We start from the raw sequence: 18,579 nt of genomic DNA on the forward strand, positions 1-18,579 counted from the left end.
TGTGAACAGGTTCTTAGGAATTTGACGGTGATGATGAGCTGATTTTGCACCGTTTGGACAGTCATGGCGAGTTAAGTATTGCTTAATTGAGCTTATCATCAAAAATCTTTTAAATCCATTCTAAAAACCCCATCATCTCACCCCTACCCCCAAAGTAGTATGCCGTTTGCCTTTTGGGCAATTGGGGCGGACGCACGGTTTTGCTACACTTAGCCCATACCCACAACCGAGGCAACGCCTTACGAAGCCATGAAAACGTCCGTCCCTACCTTCCACGCCAAAGCCCCCTTTGCTGACATGGGCGGGCAAGGCTCACACACCAAACTTGCCCCCACGCCGCTTGTGGACGGATTTAACAGACAGCTGACCTACCTACGCCTATCGGTTACCGACTTTTGTAACTTTCGCTGTGATTACTGCTTGCCGAACGGCTACCAAGGCAAACGAGCGGATGACGAGCTGACACTTGCCGAGATTGACACGCTTTTTGACGGCTTTGTCAGCCTTGGCACAAAAAAAGTGCGTCTAACAGGCGGAGAGCCATCTGTTCGCCGTGATTTGGCGGACATCATCGCCCTTGCCAAACAGCATGGCATTGCCAAAGTCGCCATCTCATCAAACGGCTACAAACTTGCCAAGCACCTATCATCTTGGCAAAATGCGGGGCTTAATCAATTAAATCTTAGCATTGACAGTTTTGATAAAGATGTATTCAAAAAAATCACAGGCTTTGACATATTGCCCACGCTCTTAAATGACGTGGATAAATTATTACAAACGACCGACATTAAATTAAAAATGAACGGTATTTTAATGCACGATACCGCTTATGATAATTTATTATCCGCCCTTGATTTTGTCAAAGAGCGTCCTGTTACTTATCGCTTTATTGAATTTATGCAAACCAGTGATAATGCCGATTTGTTTTTTGCTCAAAATCAAACCGCTCATTTTATCAAAGACCATCTTATCACACATGGCTGGCAACCCAAACCCAAAGCCCAAGACGATGGGCCTGCCATTGAATATATCCACCCTGATTATATAGGCAGTATTGGCATTATTGAGCCGTATGCCAAAAACTTTTGTGATAGTTGTAATCGGTTAAGAGTCAGCAGTCTTGGCAAAGTGCATTTGTGCTTATTTGATTCTCAAAATTATGACATTCGCCCTTATCTTACCACACAAGATAAAAAAGGACTAATGACGACACTAAAAGACTTAATGCCAATCAAACCTGAACATCATTATTTGGACAGTCATAGCGGTATGATGAATAATTTATCGCTCGTGGGCGGTTAGTTGTATCTTATGATATGATGTTGCTTTTAATGTAAAGGTGTTCAATCATGACCGCAGAGACAATCACACAAGAAGATGAGTTGCCAAGACTCATCGGCACATTAACCGATGTACGAGCAGGCAAGGTAGAGCCGTTCGTGCGTGGCGTGAGTGCCATTAACAAAATATCAATTGAAGGTAGTATGTCGGTGAATCTATTGGGTCTGTCCGAGGACGAGCAGGCGGAGCATAAATTTCACGGCGGACACCTAAAAGCCCTGCACCAAATGCCCATCACGACCTATGACGCCATCAATCAAGAATTTAATTTAAACGCACCCATCGGTTCATTGGGTGAGAACCTAACCGTGATGACAGCAGGCGAGCCGATGTGCGAGGATAATGTCTGCATTGGTGACATTTATCAGTTTGGCGAGAGCGATGACAGCGTACGGGTGCGTCTGATACAGCCACGTCGCCCCTGCTATAAGATTAATGATAAGCTTGGCAACGCAGGTGTGTCCTATTTTGTGGCACGAGAGGGCATTGCAGGGTGGTATTATCAGGTGGTGCAAACAGGGGTGCTTCATGCGAATATCCCTGTGTATCTCATTGACCATCCTTATCCTTTTGCCAATTTGACGGTATTATGGTCATTGATTAACCAAAAATCTGGCATTGAGACACAGACGGCGGATAAATGGCTTGGCATTGACTGCCTAGAAATCAGCTGGAAAAAGAAAATCTACGACAAACGTTCAAATAATTGATATTTAATATATTTTTTAATTTTAAAAGGGCAATCCTATGTGCAAGCTTTGCAATAACCCCAATCGCATCGCCCCGCCAAAAGCGGACAAACCATTTATCCCGCTCAACATCGCCGTGCTGACCGTCTCCGACACTCGCACGCTGGACGAGGACACGTCAGGGCAATATCTGGCGGACAGTATCGTCAAAGCAGGGCATACGCTCATCGACCGCAAACTCACCACAGATGACATCTACCAAATCCGTGCCGTGATGAGTGCGTGGATTGCTAACCCTGATGTTCACGCCGTCATCAGCACGGGCGGTACGGGCTTTTATCATCGGGACAATATGCCAGAAGCGGTGTCGGTGCTGTTTGATAAGGAAGTGGCAGGCTTTGGCGAGATGTTTCGCCTGCTCTCCAAAGACGACATCGGTATGTCTACCTTGCAATCTCGGGCGGTGGCAGGCATGGCGAACAGTACGGCGATTTTTTGCTTGCCAGGTTCGACAGGGGCGTGCCGTACGGGCTGGGAAGGCATTTTGTTAGAACAGCTTGATAATCGCACACGCCCATGCAACTTTGTGCCGCATCTGATGCGTCAAAATCCCACGCACGGCTAAACCATAAAGACAAAAGGCAAAGCCATGAGCGTGATTGGTCTATTGATTTTGGCAGGGGGCAATTCTCGCCGTATGGGGTCGCCCAAGGCGTTGTTGCCTTTGCCAAATCATCAAACATTGCTTGATTTTCATATTAATAATGCCAATATGTTAAATCTGCCGATATTACTTGGCGATAATGATAAGAATTTTTTGGATAAAGGTTTTTTAAAAAACACCAATTTGGTAAATTCATCTGTTGTTATCATTGATGACTATATCAAAAATGCAGGGGCGTTATCTTGTATATTATCCGCTTTTTATTATTGCCAAACTCATTTTGTTAATCAAGATAAATCAACAGACAATAATTTATCCGATAACTTTTTAATGGTGATTAGCTGTGATAATTTGATTGATGTTGGTGAGATTTTTAATTTATTAAAAAAGGCTGATTTAAAAAATCATCATGGGGCGTATCTAAAAGACACATCAAGCGATAAAGATTATCCGCTATTGGGCTGTTATTCTTTATCCCTTTATGATGAATTAAAACTATATTTGGATAGGGGCGAGCGGTCTGTCATGAAATTTTTAAAGGATAAAAACATTTGCCAAATATCGCCACTATCTACGCCAACAGATTGGCGAAATCTTGCCAATTTTAATACGCCTGATGAATTTAGATTGGCATTGTCGTATTTTAAAAACAAACCACAAAAAGAGCAATCATGAATCTTACCCATTTAGACAAAGACGGCAACATCACGATGGTGGACGTGGGCGACAAAATCGCCACCGCACGCACCGCGAGTGCACAGGGCAAAGTGGTGTTCGCCCCTGACGTGTACCACCACATCAAAGACACAGACGGCATGACCAAAAAGGGCAGTATTGTCCAGACCGCCCACATCGCAGGGATTATGGCGGGCAAAAAAACGCACGAGCTGATACCCTTATGTCACGCCTTGCCCCTTGACACCATCAAGATGAGCTTTCGTTATGCTGATGATGAGTGTGCCATCGTGGTGGGGGCGACCGCCAAAGTTACCCACAAGACAGGCGTTGAAATGGAAGCTCTAACCGCCGTGTCGGTGGCGTGCCTTACCATCTATGACATGACCAAGGCAATCAGCCATGACATCATGATAACTGATATTTATCTTATCCAAAAAACAGGGGGAAAATCCGATTATGACAAATAACAATCAAACGCTTGATACGATAAGCCTTACCGTGCTGTACTTTGCCAGCCTTGCTGAACAAGCAGGTAAGGATAGCGAGACTGTGCAGACTGATAGTGATGATTTGGCGATGATTTATGCCAAATTGTCCGCCAAATACGGCTTTGATTTGCCCCAAGACAAAGTGGCGGTTGCCATCAATCACGAGTTTGGCAGTTGGGGAGATAAGGTCTCATCAGGCGATACGATTGCCTTTATTCCACCTGTGGCAGGGGGGTGATATGAAAACGGCTCATGATAATGCGTTAATCACAAGCCTGCCCAAGGAGCGAGCCTATGAGCTTGCCCGAGTGGACGGTTTTGCTTTGTCGGATTGCCCTATTGATGATAGATTATTAAAATCGTATCTACTAAATGACACGGCAGGGGCGCTCGTCACGTTTGAAGGGTGGGTGCGTAACCATAATAATAAGCGAGCGGTAAACCGTCTGACTTATTATGGCTATGAACAGCTTGCCATCAATCACGGGGCGAAGCTCATCCGTGAAGCCAAAGCGAGCTTTGACATCACGCACGCTGTCGCCATTCATCGTATTGGTGAGCTTGGCATTGGCGATATGGCGGTGTGGATTGGAGTGTGTGCGTCTCATCGTACGCCTGCATTTGATGCCTGTGAGTGGCTACTAAACGCCATCAAAGCCGACATTCCTGTATGGAAGCAGGAATTTTATGATGACGACAGCAGTTTGTGGTTGTCTAATAATGGCTAGGGACGATGGATGGTGACACATCGGGACGGTAAAATCACCCTGATTTATTTTGATAAATCCCAACCCATTTTGATAAATATGGTACAATGTGCCACCATATTTATCAATTAACTCCATGTTCAAACTCACCTTTCTAGGCACATCAAGCGGTGTGCCAACTCGTGAACGCAACGTCTCCGCCCTTGCCCTAGAATGCGTTGCCAATGCCCACGCCAAACGCAATACTTGGCTACTCATCGACTGCGGAGAAGGCACTCAGCATCAGCTCATAAAAAGCCATCTGTCGCCCAATGACTTATCCGCCATACTCATCACGCACACGCACGGCGACCACTGCTATGGGTTGGGCGGACTTTTGGCGAGCCTTGGCATGAACAGACGCACCAAGTCTTTGACGCTCATCGCCCCAAAAGCGATTGCCAAACTGCTTGATACGCTGACCATCGTGAGCGAGCTACAGTTTAATTATCCCATTGATTTTATTGCTATTGAGGATAATTTGGAGCGTGAATTGCCCCTTGATTTGGGCGACAATCATCGCATTTTTATACGCCTGCACATGCTATCGCACCGCATTGCATCGTTTGGCTTTGAGATTGTCCAGACGCTTGACAAAGACAAACTTTTGACGGGCAAATTAAAAACCGATAACATCGCCAATAAATATTGGCATGAGATTTTAAAGGCGGATACGCCCCTAAGCCTTGATGATAACATCATCAATCCGCATGATTATAAAATCCACACCCAAAGCACCACCAAAATCGTCATCGCAGGCGACAACGACACGCCAAGCCTACTGACCCAAGCCGTCAAAGACTGCCACGCTCTCGTCCACGAGGCGACCTATACCGATGATGTCATGCAAAAAATAGTCAGTAAACCTGCCGAGCAGGGCGGATTTGACCCTAAGCATTCTAGTGCCAAAATGATTGCTCAATTCGCCCACGCCTGCCACATTCCCATGCTGATATTGACCCATTTTAGTGCCAGATACGCCCCTTTTGATGATGAAACCGCCAAACAGCCCAACATGGGGCATATTCGTAAGGAGGTGGAGAGTTATTATGACGGCAAACTGGTACTGGCAAAGGATTTTTTGCAAGTGGTGGTGGGTTTGGATGCTATAAATTAACCTAATAAAATCAACAATTTATGAATAAACACATACTCTTGACCCCCCTAGCCATTGGCAATCAAACCATTGCCAATCGCCTGATTGTCGCCCCAATGGCAGGGGTAACTGACAATCCCTTTCGCCGTCTTGCCAAGTCCTTTGGGGCAGGTCATGCCGTCAGTGAGATGATTATTGCCGATACCGCCCTATACGCTCGCCAAAAGTCGCTGTACCGTGCCAACTTCTCGGGTGAGATTGCCCCTATATCCGCCCAAGTGGCAGGAGCAGAGTCTGATAAACTTGCCCAAGCCGTGCGATTTCAAGTAGAAAATGGGGCGTGTATCGTGGATATTAACATGGGCTGTCCTGCCAAAAAGGTGTGTCGCAAATTGTCGGGGTCAGCTCTTTTGCAAGACTTGGATTTGGTAAAAAGACTGCTTGACAGTGCGGTGGCGTCGGTTGCCGATTTGGGCGTGCCAATCACCCTAAAAACACGGCTCGGCTTTGCCAATGGGCAAGAAAATATCCTAACGGTTGCCAAAATTGCCGAAAACGCAGGCATATCCGCCCTTGCCATACACGGACGCACGCGAGAGGATTTTTATACAGGCAATGCCCGTTACGAGCTTATCAGGCAAGTCAAGGCAGACGCCAAAATCCCCATTATCGTCAATGGCGACATTGACAGCCCCCAAAAAGCCAAATGGGTACAAGAGTACACAGGTGCGGATGCGGTCATGATAGGGCGAGCAGGGCAGGGGCGACCGTGGATTTTTCGGGACATTGCCCATTATCTAGCCACAGGCGAGCTTTTGCCATCGCCTAGCGTGAGTGAACTGCGTGAGATTGTACTGGCTCATTTGGACGAGCTGTATCAATTTTATGGCGAATACTCAGGCTGTCGCATTGCCCGAAAACACATCGCTTGGTACACAGGCGGACTTGCCAATTCCAACGCCTTTCGTGAGGCGATGTACCGTGAGGAGACGACAAGTGGGCAATATAAAGTTGTTGATGAGTTTTTAAAAATCAGTGCCAACTAAAAATAAAAGCCAAACATCACGTTTGGCTTTCGTTTGATTTTAAAATTGCTAAACGTTATTTAAACCCGTCTTTTAACCCCACAATCTGATTAAACACGGGCTTATCAGTGCTATGCTCCACGCTGTCCGCCACAAAGTAGCTTTCACGCTCAAATTGGAATTTGTCATCGCCTTTTGCCTGTGCCAATGACGGCTCTACAATGGCATTGACAACCTTTACCGAATTTGGATTGACGTGGGTTAGTACCCATAGCGTATCATCATCGGCATCTGGGTTTTGTGTTTTAATAGTGGCGATATGCTCGTCTGAGATTTCATCATCTTCAAATAATAAATGCTCATACAGTCGCACGGTGGCAGGCACGCCATGACTTGCCGACACCCAATGAATCACACCCTTAACTTTACGCCCCTCAGGGTTATTGCCCAGCGTTTTTGGGTCAATGGTGGCGACAAGTTCTACCACATCGCCATTAGCGTCCATGATATGCTCTTCTACTTTTAGCACATAGCTGTTACGCAGACGAATCTCAGGATTTTCTGGCGATAGGCGTTTGTAGCCGTCTGGGGGCGTGATTTCAAAGTCAGATTTATCAATATAAATGGTTTTGGTAAAAGGAATCTCACGCTCGCCATTGTCCGCCTGTGGGTGTTTGGGCTGAGTAAGCCACAATACGCCATTGTCTAGGCGAGCCTTGACCGTGTCTTTTTTTAGATGTTCAAAATCAGCAACCGCTTCATCAAAGTTGCTAATGGTAACTTTTAAGGGGTTTAGCACTGCCATACCACGACTGGCGGTATTTTCTAGCACGTTTCTAATGCTAAATTCCAACTGGCGAAAATCTACCACGCCGTCTGCCTTGGATACGCCAATGCGTTCACAAAAATCCCGCAAGCCTTCGGCAGGGTAGCCACGTCTTCTCATGCCTGCAATGGTTGGCATGCGTGGGTCGTCCCAGCCCGATACCACGCCCATGTCCACAAGGCGTTTGAGTTTACGCTTGGACGTTAGCGTGTGGTCAATATTTAGACGGCTAAATTCGTATTGGCGGGGCGGCACCTCAAAGCCCACTTTTTCAACAACCCAATCATAAAAAGGACGGTGATCTTCAAATTCAAGCGTACAAATCGAGTGCGTGATACCCTCATAAGCGTCCGACAAGGGGTGGGCGTAGTCGTACATCGGATAAATGCACCATGTGTCGCCCGTTTGGTGGTGGCTTGCGTGCATGACACGGTAGATGATAGGGTCTCTCATGTTCATGTTGGCATGATTCATGTCAATCTTGGCACGCAGTACCGCCTCGCCCTCTTTGTATTTGCCGTTTTTCATGTCATCAAAACGAGCCAAATTCTCATCAACAGTAGCGTTGCGTTGTGGCGACTCAACGGACGGCTTGCCAAAACCGCCACGGTGTTCACGAATCTCATCAGGCGTTTGAAAATCCACATAGGCATCGCCTTGTTTAATAAGCTGTACTGCCCATTCGTACAATTTGTCAAAATAATGCGACGCATAATGCACGTCCCCTGCCCAGTCAAAACCAAGCCATTCCACGTCCGCCTTAATGCTGTCCACATAGTCTTGCTTTTCGGCGGTGGGGTTGGTGTCGTCAAAGCGTAGGTTGCACGCACCGTCAAACTCTTGTGCCACGCCAAAATTTAGGCAAATGGATTTGACGTGTCCGATGTGCAAATAGCCGTTTGGCTCGGGCGGAAAACGGGTCAAAATGCTGTCGTGCTTACCGCTTGCTAGGTCATCACGGATAATTTGGCGGATAAAGTCGTTTTTTTCGGGTAGGTCGGTCATGGGTTTTTCCATTATTTAAAGGCGTAAATTTTGTTATTTTAGCATAATTTTTACATAAATTGACAAAATAAAATTTCAAAAGATTGTCAAATTTCATTGCCAAAAAGCAATAAAAAGGGTACAATAATAAGTACTTAATATGGGAGAGTATCATGCAAGTGATGAATTATAGCGAATTTCGCCAAAACCTAGCATCCGCCCTTGACTATGTTCAAGACAGCCATGCCCCTGTGATTGTCAAACGTGGCAAAAATTCTGCGGTAATGATTAGTCTTGATGAATATAATGCTTTTAAAGAAACAGATTATCTATTGTCAAACCCTGCTAATGCTGAACACCTTATGCGTGGTGTGCAAGCGGTAAAAAATCATCAACTTACCCAAAGGGATTTAATTGATGATTAGTTGGTTTGATGAGGCGTGGGAGGATTATTTGTATTGGCAAAGCCAAGATAAGAAAACCATAAAACGTATTAATACCTTGATTAAGGATTGCAGACGAGACCCTTTTGACGGTATCGGCAAGCCCGAACCATTAAAATATAACCTAACAGGCTACTGGTCAAGACGCATTGATGATGTCAACCGCTTGGTTTATTGTTATGAAAATGAAACGCTCATTATCATTTCATGCCGTCATCATTATAAGGCTTAACAATTTATCAAATTTTTGCTATAATACTCGCCAATTTTCACTTTTTTTATAAGGAATCCCCATGGACATGCCTGTTGTACAGTTTGACACCACACACGGTGCGATTGTTATTGAACTAAATGCCGAAAAAGCCCCTGTTACGGTGGCAAACTTCCTTGACTATGTCGAAAGCGGTCATTATGACGGCACGATTTTTCATCGTGTGATTGACGGCTTTATGATTCAAGGCGGTGGTATGGATGCCGATATGAACGAAAAACGCACTGGCACCCCCATCAAAAACGAAGCTGACAACGGTCTAACCAATGACGTTGGCACAATCGCCATGGCTCGTACATCAGACCCACATTCAGCAACGGCTCAATTTTTTATCAACGTCAAAAACAACGACTTTTTGAATTACAGCAGTCCAACGCCACAAGGCTGGGGCTATGCGGTGTTTGGTAAAGTAACAGATGGCATGGACGTGGTAAACCAAATCAAAGGCGTACCCACAGGGCGTTATGGCTATCACTCAGACGTACCGACCACGCCAATTGTTATTAACTCTGCCAAAGTGATTTCTAAGTAATTAGCCGTTATTTTTGGTTGTAAGGGCGAATCATTTTCGCCCTTTTTATCATTTTGAGCCTTGCTATGCAACAATTTAACCACTTATTAACCACTCGCCCCCATGATATTAGTACGGTATTTGTCAGCGACTTGCATTTATCAAGCGACACGCCTGCCCTAAATCAAGCGTTTTTGGCACTTATCAAAGATTTGTGCGTTTTGCCAAACTTGCAAAGCCTTTATATTTTGGGCGACTGGCTGGACGGTTGGATTGGTGATGATGATTATTTGAAGTTGTCCGATGGCAAAAAAGCACGGCATTTTTTAACGCCCATTTTAAATACCCTAAAAACTCTCTCCACAAAAACCGCCATTTATGTCATGCACGGCAATAGAGATTTTGCCATTCGCCAAAGTCTGTGTGATACCTTTCATGGCACACTTATCAAAGAACCGCATTTTTTAACACTTTCAAATGGCATAACCATTCGCCTAGAACATGGCGACAGGCTATGTACCGATGATAAGGCGTATCAGCGTTACCGAAAAATTATCCAAAATCCTGTCATCTCTTGGCTTATTTTAAAACAGCCCTTAGCCTATCGCCAACGCCTCGCCCAAAAAATCAAAGCGAAATCCTACAGCGACAAACACCAAAAATCTACCACCATCATGGACGTAAACACGCAAGCGGTCAATCACGCCATGCAAGACTGCAATATCCTGCTACACGGACACACGCACCGTCCTGCCGTACATACATTGGGCGATAAAAAACGCATGGTACTTGGCGATTGGCGGTATATCGATGACAAAGTGCAAGCGGTGATTGGGGTGGTGGATAGTGATGGCGTAGGGCTTTGGGTGTTTGATTGGTTTGTAAAATAAACGTCATTTTTAACGTTATATCAGCAATCCATCAAGGACAAACATGATTTGCCCTTATGTCTCAAAAAACTCCCAATCATCAAAAAATTACCATATTAATTGAGATTGGCGTTTGTCTCTTCTTCTTTAACGATTTTTTCGTCAATGTCATCTGTTGTGGATTTCCCACTTTCTTTATCTTGCCCATCTTTCCTGTCTTGCCCATCTTTTTCGTCATTTGCCACATCTGTTGTCGTATGGTCGCCATGACGTGCTAAATGCTCGTGTAGGATTTTGCGTAATTGCAAAATGGTTTTGGGGTTTTCGTGAATGTTGTGTCCACCCGTGACGACTGTTTCGCTGATTGCCCCGTCTAGGTGGGAGCTGTCATAGGGGACAATGCCGTCAGAGAGATTTTGCCTGACCAGATTGCCCTGCAAGCTCTCGGCATTGCCGGCACGGTCGCCCATGATGGTGTGGTAGGCGACATTGTCATTAATGGTTAGCTCTTTGGTAAGTTTTATAAAGGCGGATTGGTCGGAGAGCTGGCTTGGTCCATTTTGTAGGTAGAGTGAGCCGATGGCACTGTTTTGGAGCTGGGTGCTGTCCACTTGTCCGCTGTTTATGATGGTGCCAGTCACGGTTTTGGTGATGTCTAGGGGTAGGCGGACGACACGGCGGGCAAAGCGGGTAAACCAGCGGTCGGCATAGTCTGTGCCTGCAAAAGGGGCGGAGATAAACACTGCTGTATCAACCTGTGGGAGGGCATGCAGGGCAAAGCGGTTGTTAAAATCTTCTTGGTAAGTGTCGGCCAGTAGCTGTCTGATTAGGGTATTGTCATGGGGGTGGGTTTGGTTGTTGGTGGTTTTATTTAGGTCGCCATCATCCATACCGTCTATATGCGTGGCATCAACCAATTTGTCCCAATCATCCAATCGGGGTAACAAATCATCATCGGCGACAAGCATTCTTGCCATGATACCACCCATGCTATGCCCGATAATCATGCTATGCTGGCTGGCAGGGTGAGTGCCGTCAGGGTCGGTGAGTGTGTAGGCGGTGTCGATGACTTCACGGATTTGGTAGCGGTTTTCGAGCATGGGCAGGTTGGTGGCGTAGAACACTTGCCATACTTGATAGTTATCACGCAGGACGGGGTCGGCAAAGAGATTGTTGGTGAGATTGACCCATGTGGCAGGGCTAGACGCCAAGCCATGTATCATGATGATGACTTTTTGGTTGGGGTCGTAGGGCTTTAACATGAACAGTTGGGGCAGAGTGGCGGTGTTTTTGTTTAGCATGTTTAAAATACCCACACCTTGTAGTTGGTTCTCGGCAAGCCATAGGGCGTACCCTGCTGAGAAGTTTGCCGATAGGGGGTAATTTTTGCCCAAAATCTCAATGTCTTTGGTTTTATAAGGGTTAAAAAAATGCACGTCTAGCACGTTTGCTGATAGCACGTCAGGCAAGTGCGTGCCTTGGGGCTTGACCACGCCTGTTAGGAGCATGTGCCCTGTGGGATGAATGCGACTGGCGATGCTGTCAAGGTCTTGGCTAAGCAGGGGGTTATTTGCTTTGATGTCATTGGTGGGGTTGTCGGTTGGGTTATCGGCAGGGTCAGTGGTAGGGCTGTTGGTAGCGTGATTGGTGCGTGGTTCGGTGGACTGGTTTTGACCTACCAGTTCTCGCAGAGTAATCATCGGGCGATCAGGCAGCACGCCCACATAAGGCACACCTAGACCTGCTCGGCTACTGGTGGTATTTAAGTCTGCCAAACGTGAGTCATAAGCTGAGACTAGGTCAGCAAGTAGGTGCTGATTTTGTGAGCTTACATCTAGATTTGCCATGTAGTCAGGGTCATGGGCAAGGTAGAGATTGACGGTGACGTCATCACTGTGGTAGCTGTTGGCAAGGATATGACCGTAGTCACTGGTGGGGGTGAGATTAAAGCCCTGCTGATGAGCGTTGGCAAAAGCCCCGTTTTGGGCTTGGTAGAGCTCGCCAATCAAGGCGTTGCTCGCCACATGGTACAAATCCTGAGCCTTGATGTCGCTCTCGGTGACTAGGGGCGATGTGGTCTTTTGTCCTGTCAAGCTGTCATAAAACAGATAGGCATAGCTGTGGTTAATGCTTGCCTTAATGGCGTCTCGCTTAGCAGATAGGCAGGCGTGACGCTCCTTTTGCTTATCGGCTTGCTCACTGGCGGATAGGGGAGCGTTGGCATAATAGGGGTCTAGCGGTGGACGGGTTGGGTTTTGACAAGCGTCCTGCTCGCCAAGGCTTAGGGCTTTGGTGTAGTATAACTCAGAGAGTAGGGCAAGGGTGGGTCTGGCGATTTGTTGGTGCTGGCGGTCATTGACGGCAACTTGCGGATTGCCAAAGGCAAGTACTTCTTTGACTTTGTCCAAACAGTCATTAAAGGCATTCATGCACTCATCTTGGGTTAGACCTGATGAAAGTAAGATACTGCTTGCCGCAGCACTGATTTGTGGGCGAGTGGTGATGTTGGCACGATGTGTGTCGATGATTTTCGATTGGATTTGTTTGGGCTTGTGAAGCGTGCTACACCCTGTGATAACAAGAGTTAGGGTAAGGCTTAGGGTACTTAGCGTAAGTTTGGTCATACGGGGTCTTGTTGTGTATTGATATTTTCCCGATAATTTTACATAAAAAATCCACCAAAAGGAATATTTGATGGATTTATTTTTAAAAGTCTAAGCAAGTATTTATTGATTACTGGCTAATTGCAATGGCTTGACGTTGATGTTGTCGTTTTTGATGTTCCAAATATAATAACCGCCATTTTCAACGATACGAACCTGTTCGGCAATTTGAGCATTGGTCGGGTGCTGACTTTGCAAGGCTTTTAGGCGAGATAATGCCCCTGCGTGGTTGTCCGCCAGTAGCTCGGCTTGGGCGAGACTTTGTTCGGCTTCTAGATAGCCAAGACTGGCGGCTTTTTGTAGGTATTTTTGCCCTTCGATGAAGCCACCACCTTCACTAATCATCATGCCGTATAGGAAGTTGGCTTCGGGGTTATCAGGAGCCAAAGCGATGGCTTTTGCCATGTATTTATTGGCACGTTGGGTGTAGTCAGTGCCGATGTTTAGGTTGCGAGCCATGCCGTTGATTTTGGCGACACGCAAGATGACATCAAGGCTTGCGTCATTGGCATTGGCGTAAGGTTCTAGCCAGTCGGAGAGATATTTGATGTTCTCGCTGGTAACAAATTCAGTGGTGCGATTGGGGAAATTTGGTGGATAGTGGCGAGCGTTAGGGGCGACATCATCAATAAAATCATCAATCAAGCTCACATCAAGGCGAGTGCTACCGCTTTGGTTGGCATTGATGACAACGGTGGCAATGCGATTGACGTTAGAAATATTGGCACTGATGGATGGCACGCCTGCCACAGACTGACTAAGTAGGTTGGTAGCGTTGGCATGGGAGATGGGTGTGGTTAGCTCACCACGCATGGCAGGGGCGATGCCTACTGTGTTTAGCTGAGCCATGGCAGGTAGGGCGGTCAAGGCGATGGTGCTAAGTGCTACTTTGTAAGAGGGTAAGGTTTTCATGGGGTTCTCTTTTAAAAATCTTAAAACAAAGGTAAATTTTAAAAATTATAAGAAATTTACCTTAATCATCTATATGTATTGGACACTGTTTTGGTGGTAAATTGTTACAGGGTTGTCAGTTGTGTTACACTGTGTAGCCAAGTATGTTTGACTGGGGCAAGCACGCCTACATCTCACCCAAAAATCCGCCCGACTGTCTTGCCCATAGGTTAGCATAAATCCCGCCTTGGGCGATGAGTTCGTCATGACTGCCCATCTCAATAATCTCGCCTTTGTCCATCACCACAAGCTTATCAAGACTGGCGATGGTGGATAGGCGGTGAGCGATGGCGATGACGGTTTTGCCTTTCATCATCTCATCTAGGCTTTGGGTGATGGCGTGTTCCACTTCGCTGTCTAGGGCAGATGTCGCTTCATCAAGCAGTAAGATGGGGGCGTTTTTGAGCATGACCCGAGCGATGGCGATACGCTGACGCTGACCGCCTGAGAGTTTCACGCCACGCTCGCCCACTTCGGTGTCAAGCCCTGTGTTGCCGTGTTTGTCTTCTAAGGTCTGGATAAAGTCCCATGCGTGGGCAAGGCGAGCCGCTGCGATGATTTCGTCATCGGTTGCATCAGGTCTGCCATAGGCGATGTTCTCACGCACGGTGCGGTGTAGTAGGGCGGTGTCTTGGGTGACCATGCCGATGTTTTGGCGGAGCGATGTCTGAGTGACAGCACTGATGTCCTGCCCATCAATGCTGATACTGCCCCCATCCACGTCATAAAAACGCAGTAATAGATTGACAAGACTAGACTTGCCCGCCCCCGAGCGACCGACCAGACCGACTTTCTCGCCTGCTTGGATGGCTAGGTTGAACTTATCAAATAGGGCAGTTCCGTCTTCGCCACGCCCGTAGTTAAAGGTCACGTCATTAAACGCAATCTCGCCCCGTGCTACCACAAGCTCACTAGCATCAGCCCTATCCGTGATGGCGTGGGGTGTGGTTAGTGTTCTCATGCCATCCTGCACCGTGCCGATATGCTCAAACAGGCTTGCCATCTCCCACATAATCCACTGAATCATGCCTTTTAGACGTAGGGCGATACCACTTGCCACCGCAATCGCCCCAACGCTTACCTCGCCCATCATCCACAGATACACACCGATGGCGGTACTGCCAACTATCATGATAAGCGAGAGCGTCTCGGTCGTCGTTCCTAGAATGGACACCCACCGCATTTGGGCATGGACGGTGGTCATGAACTCGCTCATGGCGGATTTGGCATAGGACAGCTCACGATTAGAGTGGCTAAACAGCTTGACCGCACTGATGTTGGCATAAGCATCAGTCACACGTCCTGTCATCAAGGCACGAGCGTCGGCTTGGTTACTGGCGGTCTCACGCAGGCGGGGCAAGAAAAATTTCATCATCACCGCCACACAAATCAGCCACGCCACAAATGGCAAAAACAGCCAAATATCCAGCCCTAATAAAATCACGCCACTGGTTACCAAATACGCCACGACAAACGACACCATCTCTGCCATGGTCATAATCGTATCACGCACCGATAGGGCGGTTTGCATGACTTTGGCGGAGACACGCCCTGAGAACTCATCATGATAAAACTGCATGGACTGTCCAAGCATGTGCTTATGAAACCACCACCGCAGTCGCATCGGCATGACCCCTTGTAACACTTGAAAGCGGATTAAGTTGCCGATAAATTCGCCAAAAATGGACAGCACGCACAGCCCCAAAATCAGCGTAATGGTTGCCCCTTTTTCTTGCCATAGAGTCTCAGGGGTGTAGACGGTCAACCAGTCCACGACATCGCCCGCCCATGCAAATAACAGCGAGCTAAATATGCCAAGCAATATTGATAAAACAATACGTACCCCAATCCAAAATCTCGCCCCTTCGGTACACGCCCACAAAAACCCAAAAAACCCACGCTGACTGGAGTCGGGAGTAGGCATCGGACTGTCGGGGTAGGGGTTTAGGCGGTTTTCAAAGTAGCGAAATAAAGACATGGTTATTATTTATAAATTATTAAAGGGAAAAGTGGCAAATTGGGCAAATTGCCAAAGGTGTAATGTGGGGTTTATGGAGGTATTATTCAATATCAAAATTTTAAAAATACGTTTTTAAAAATGGAAAGCAAGAATAGAATTTAATTTGGTGTGGGTTTGGTGTTTATTAGGGTGTTTAAATCCATGCAACCACTTAACCCTGTATCGCCTCAAGTACGTTTTGTTTTAGATTTAAGTATTCTACACTTTGCAAAAAATCAGATGATTTATCAATGACAAAATGATGGGCAAGCGTGGCAGGAAGCCCCTTTAACACATACAATTCATCTGCCAAATAAATCGCTTCATCAATGTCATGCGTGATAATAAGGCAGGTCAGTTCCTTGTCTTTTTGAAACGCCCCAAACCATTCATACATCTGATTTTTGGTTACAAAATCCAGTGCCGAAAATGGCTCATCTAAGAGCATAAGACTGTCATTACTTAGATAAGTGCGAAGCAGTGCCACTCGCTGACGTTGTCCGCCTGAGAGCTGGGCGGGGTATTTGTGGTATAGCTCATCAAGTCCAAAGGCAGGTAGTAGAGGCATGATTTTGTCATGAATGGCGGATTTTGGCAGGTTTTGTAAGGTCAAAGGCAGGGCAATGTTGTCATAGACACTTTTAAAGGGCAATAGCAAATCCTTTTGGAGCATATAACCCACGCTCCCTGCCTGCCCTGTGCTGTCCTTGCCGTCTATCAAGACCTTACCTGCTTTTGGCATGATAAGCCCTGAGGCGATATTAAATAAAGTCGTCTTACCCACGCCACTTGCCCCAATGATGGCAACGATTTTGCCTTGATAAATGGTTAAATTCAACTCGGCAAATAACGGCTTATCATCAAATTCATGATGAATATCAACAAGTTGTAATTTGGCGGTTGGGGCGGTCATGGGGTGTCCTTTTTATGGTGAGTATTTGAAATCGTATTAGGGTTAAGATAGTACAAAGGGCGTGTGCAACACGCCCCTACACAAATATTGCTTGGATTAATTAATCGCAAAATCTATATCATCATTTCACATCATTAGGTAAATAGTCATTGCTAACCCCTGCTTGTGGGGCAAATGGCGTATCAATTAGTTTATTATCGTACACCCATTTAAAGAAATTATCCCAGCGATTATAATCAAACCGCCCCCAACTGCCGTCTTCTGCCAGATATTGCCCCGACATATATTGCTGACTGGCTTTGGCAAGCTCAGGGTTAATCTCGGGGGCGTGCTTAATGAGAATCTCGGCACTTTCATCGGCGTGCTGACTGGCATAGGTGTAGCCTTGACTGATGGCGGTCATGGCTTTTTTGTAGCGTTCGGGGTCTTTTTGTAGTGCGTTGCTGTTGGCGATGATGACAGGCGAGTAGTAGTCAAATACAGGGTTTGAATCTTTTAGATAAAAGAAATTGGTCTCCACGCCTTTTAGCCCTGCATGAATGCCGTCCCAGCTATAATACGCCAAAATATAGTCAAATTGGTTCATACGCAAGGCGGTTGTTGCATCCGTACTCTCCCCTGGGATTGGGTTTAACGGCTCACCGACTAGGCTTGCCACCGTTTTGTCGTCCACAGGGTCTTCCCAAGTGGAGTAGCGTTTGCCGTGTAGGTCTTTGGGCGTGCTTGCCCCCAAAGATTTGAGCGACAATAGCCCTGCGTTGTTGTGCTGAACGATGGCTCCAATAGCGGTAATCGGCTCGCCTTTATTTAGGCGTTTGACCATATTAGGCTGAAAATACACGCCCAAATCGGCACGCTCATTCGCCACTAGTGTGGACGCACTGTCTTCGGATGGCTGGACGATTTTGGCATCAAAGCCCTGCTCGGCAAAATAGCCCTTATCCAGTGCCACATACAGCCCTGTGTGGTTGGTGTTGGGCACCCAGTCTAGGGCGATGATAAGCTCTTGCTTGTCGGTTTTGGCAGGCTCTTGGGTGGTCTTGGCGGACGTATCGGCAGGTTTGTTGCACCCTGCTACAAATAAGCTCGCCCCAAGGGCGATGACGGATAATAGTTTTGGGCTTAACTGAATTAACATAACAACTCCATTCAATGTCAATAAAAAACCCTTGGGGCAACCCAAAGGCAAATACAGTCAAGCCGACAAAAAACATCAAATAAATCAAGCATTTAGTTTCCTACGCCAGTATTAACTGTATCAGGTTCACGGGTATCATCTCAGCTTTTTAACTTAAAAATAAAAAGCACCCCGACTAAGGTTTTTATTATAAATGAAATGGGTGGGTTTGGCAATGGTCTTTAAAGAGATTAATTGGGTTTTATTTTGATTTGATATTGCGGTATTGTAGCAACTGTATCCCT

Annotated in this window: 19 protein-coding genes and 1 riboswitch; of the genes, 13 read left to right on the forward strand and 6 right to left on the reverse strand. The window is 46.5% G+C overall.

Annotated elements, in window-relative coordinates:
* Nucleotides 1–297: 297 nt before the first annotated feature.
* The 9 genes from moaA (at nucleotide 298) to dusB (ending at nucleotide 6,748) form a co-directional block, all read left to right on the forward strand.
* Complete coding sequence (moaA, locus tag B5J93_RS11925) at nucleotides 298–1,302, forward strand: GTP 3',8-cyclase MoaA (protein WP_228144938.1); 1,005 nt, start codon at nucleotides 298–300, stop codon at nucleotides 1,300–1,302.
* A 47-nt stretch (nucleotides 1,303–1,349) separates the two neighbouring features.
* Nucleotides 1,350–2,051: an MOSC domain-containing protein gene (locus B5J93_RS11930; protein ID WP_079326575.1), complete on the forward strand. Its 702-nt coding sequence runs from the start codon at nucleotides 1,350–1,352 to the stop codon at nucleotides 2,049–2,051.
* A 37-nt stretch (nucleotides 2,052–2,088) separates the two neighbouring features.
* Nucleotides 2,089–2,655 carry a molybdenum cofactor biosynthesis protein B gene (gene moaB / locus B5J93_RS11935; protein ID WP_079326576.1) on the forward strand — a complete coding sequence of 189 codons (567 nt, stop codon included), beginning with the start codon at nucleotides 2,089–2,091 and terminating at the stop codon, nucleotides 2,653–2,655.
* 24 nt (nucleotides 2,656–2,679) lie between these two features.
* Nucleotides 2,680–3,369, forward strand: a complete 690-nt coding sequence (gene mobA, locus B5J93_RS11940) for a molybdenum cofactor guanylyltransferase (protein ID WP_079326577.1) — start codon at nucleotides 2,680–2,682, stop codon at nucleotides 3,367–3,369.
* A complete protein-coding gene (moaC, locus tag B5J93_RS11945; protein ID WP_079326578.1) occupies nucleotides 3,366–3,839 on the forward strand; it encodes a cyclic pyranopterin monophosphate synthase MoaC in 474 nt (157 codons plus the stop codon). The genes mobA and moaC overlap by 4 nt, the downstream gene beginning before the upstream one ends.
* Nucleotides 3,829–4,098: a MoaD/ThiS family protein gene (locus tag B5J93_RS11950; protein ID WP_079326579.1), complete on the forward strand. Its 270-nt coding sequence runs from the start codon at nucleotides 3,829–3,831 to the stop codon at nucleotides 4,096–4,098. Before moaC ends, B5J93_RS11950 begins: the two co-directional genes overlap by 11 nt.
* 1 nt (nucleotide 4,099) lies before the next feature.
* Nucleotides 4,100–4,588, forward strand: a complete 489-nt coding sequence (locus B5J93_RS11955) for a molybdenum cofactor biosynthesis protein MoaE (protein ID WP_079326580.1) — start codon at nucleotides 4,100–4,102, stop codon at nucleotides 4,586–4,588.
* A 115-nt stretch (nucleotides 4,589–4,703) separates the two neighbouring features.
* Complete coding sequence (locus B5J93_RS11960) at nucleotides 4,704–5,723, forward strand: ribonuclease Z (protein WP_079326581.1); 1,020 nt, start codon at nucleotides 4,704–4,706, stop codon at nucleotides 5,721–5,723.
* Between the two features lie 20 nt (nucleotides 5,724–5,743).
* Nucleotides 5,744–6,748 (forward strand): tRNA dihydrouridine synthase DusB, encoded by a 1,005-nt coding sequence (gene dusB / locus B5J93_RS11965; protein WP_079326582.1) that lies wholly within the window; start codon nucleotides 5,744–5,746, stop codon nucleotides 6,746–6,748.
* A gap of 55 nt (nucleotides 6,749–6,803) precedes the next feature.
* On the opposite strand, the gene B5J93_RS11970 is transcribed toward dusB, so the two are convergent.
* Nucleotides 6,804–8,558, reverse strand: coding sequence for a glutamine--tRNA ligase/YqeY domain fusion protein (locus B5J93_RS11970; RefSeq protein ID WP_079326583.1), 1,755 nt, complete (start codon nucleotides 8,556–8,558; stop codon nucleotides 6,804–6,806).
* Nucleotides 8,559–8,710: 152 nt separating this feature from the next.
* Between B5J93_RS11970 and B5J93_RS11975 the strand changes: the two genes are divergently transcribed.
* The 4 genes from B5J93_RS11975 to B5J93_RS11990 all read left to right on the forward strand — a co-directional run bounded on the left by B5J93_RS11975 (nucleotide 8,711) and on the right by B5J93_RS11990 (nucleotide 10,652).
* Nucleotides 8,711–8,962 (forward strand): type II toxin-antitoxin system Phd/YefM family antitoxin, encoded by a 252-nt coding sequence (locus B5J93_RS11975; protein WP_079326584.1) that lies wholly within the window; start codon nucleotides 8,711–8,713, stop codon nucleotides 8,960–8,962.
* Entirely contained in the window at nucleotides 8,955–9,212 is a 258-nt protein-coding gene (locus B5J93_RS11980; RefSeq protein WP_079326585.1) for a Txe/YoeB family addiction module toxin, read from the forward strand. Before B5J93_RS11975 ends, B5J93_RS11980 begins: the two co-directional genes overlap by 8 nt.
* A 61-nt stretch (nucleotides 9,213–9,273) precedes the next feature.
* A complete protein-coding gene (locus B5J93_RS11985; protein ID WP_079326586.1) occupies nucleotides 9,274–9,783 on the forward strand; it encodes a peptidylprolyl isomerase in 510 nt (169 codons plus the stop codon).
* Nucleotides 9,784–9,848: 65 nt separating this feature from the next.
* Nucleotides 9,849–10,652 carry a UDP-2,3-diacylglucosamine diphosphatase gene (locus B5J93_RS11990; protein WP_079326587.1) on the forward strand — a complete coding sequence of 268 codons (804 nt, stop codon included), beginning with the start codon at nucleotides 9,849–9,851 and terminating at the stop codon, nucleotides 10,650–10,652.
* Nucleotides 10,653–10,747: 95 nt separating this feature from the next.
* Here B5J93_RS11990 and B5J93_RS11995 read toward each other — a convergent pair whose 3' ends face one another.
* From B5J93_RS11995 to B5J93_RS12015, 5 genes are all read right to left on the reverse strand, one after another.
* Nucleotides 10,748–13,255 carry a lipase family alpha/beta hydrolase gene (locus B5J93_RS11995; RefSeq protein ID WP_079326588.1) on the reverse strand — a complete coding sequence of 836 codons (2,508 nt, stop codon included), beginning with the start codon at nucleotides 13,253–13,255 and terminating at the stop codon, nucleotides 10,748–10,750.
* Nucleotides 13,256–13,357: 102 nt separating this feature from the next.
* Entirely contained in the window at nucleotides 13,358–14,206 is an 849-nt protein-coding gene (locus B5J93_RS12000; RefSeq protein WP_079326589.1) for a tetratricopeptide repeat protein, read from the reverse strand.
* Nucleotides 14,207–14,372: 166 nt separating this feature from the next.
* On the reverse strand, nucleotides 14,373–16,223 hold the full coding sequence (locus B5J93_RS12005) for an ABC transporter ATP-binding protein (RefSeq protein WP_079326590.1): 1,851 nt from the start codon (nucleotides 16,221–16,223) through the stop codon (nucleotides 14,373–14,375).
* Nucleotides 16,224–16,416: 193 nt separating this feature from the next.
* The gene (locus B5J93_RS12010; RefSeq protein WP_079326591.1) at nucleotides 16,417–17,157 is read right to left on the reverse strand and encodes an ABC transporter ATP-binding protein; all 741 of its coding nucleotides are present in this window, start codon (nucleotides 17,155–17,157) and stop codon (nucleotides 16,417–16,419) included.
* Between the two features lie 121 nt (nucleotides 17,158–17,278).
* A complete protein-coding gene (locus B5J93_RS12015; protein ID WP_079326592.1) occupies nucleotides 17,279–18,295 on the reverse strand; it encodes an ABC transporter substrate-binding protein in 1,017 nt (338 codons plus the stop codon).
* Between the two features lie 80 nt (nucleotides 18,296–18,375).
* Nucleotides 18,376–18,479: riboswitch (TPP riboswitch) on the reverse strand.
* Nucleotides 18,480–18,579: the final 100 nt, after the last annotated feature.

Source organism: Moraxella equi, assembly GCF_002027555.1.
GTDB lineage: Bacteria > Pseudomonadota > Gammaproteobacteria > Pseudomonadales > Moraxellaceae > Moraxella > Moraxella equi.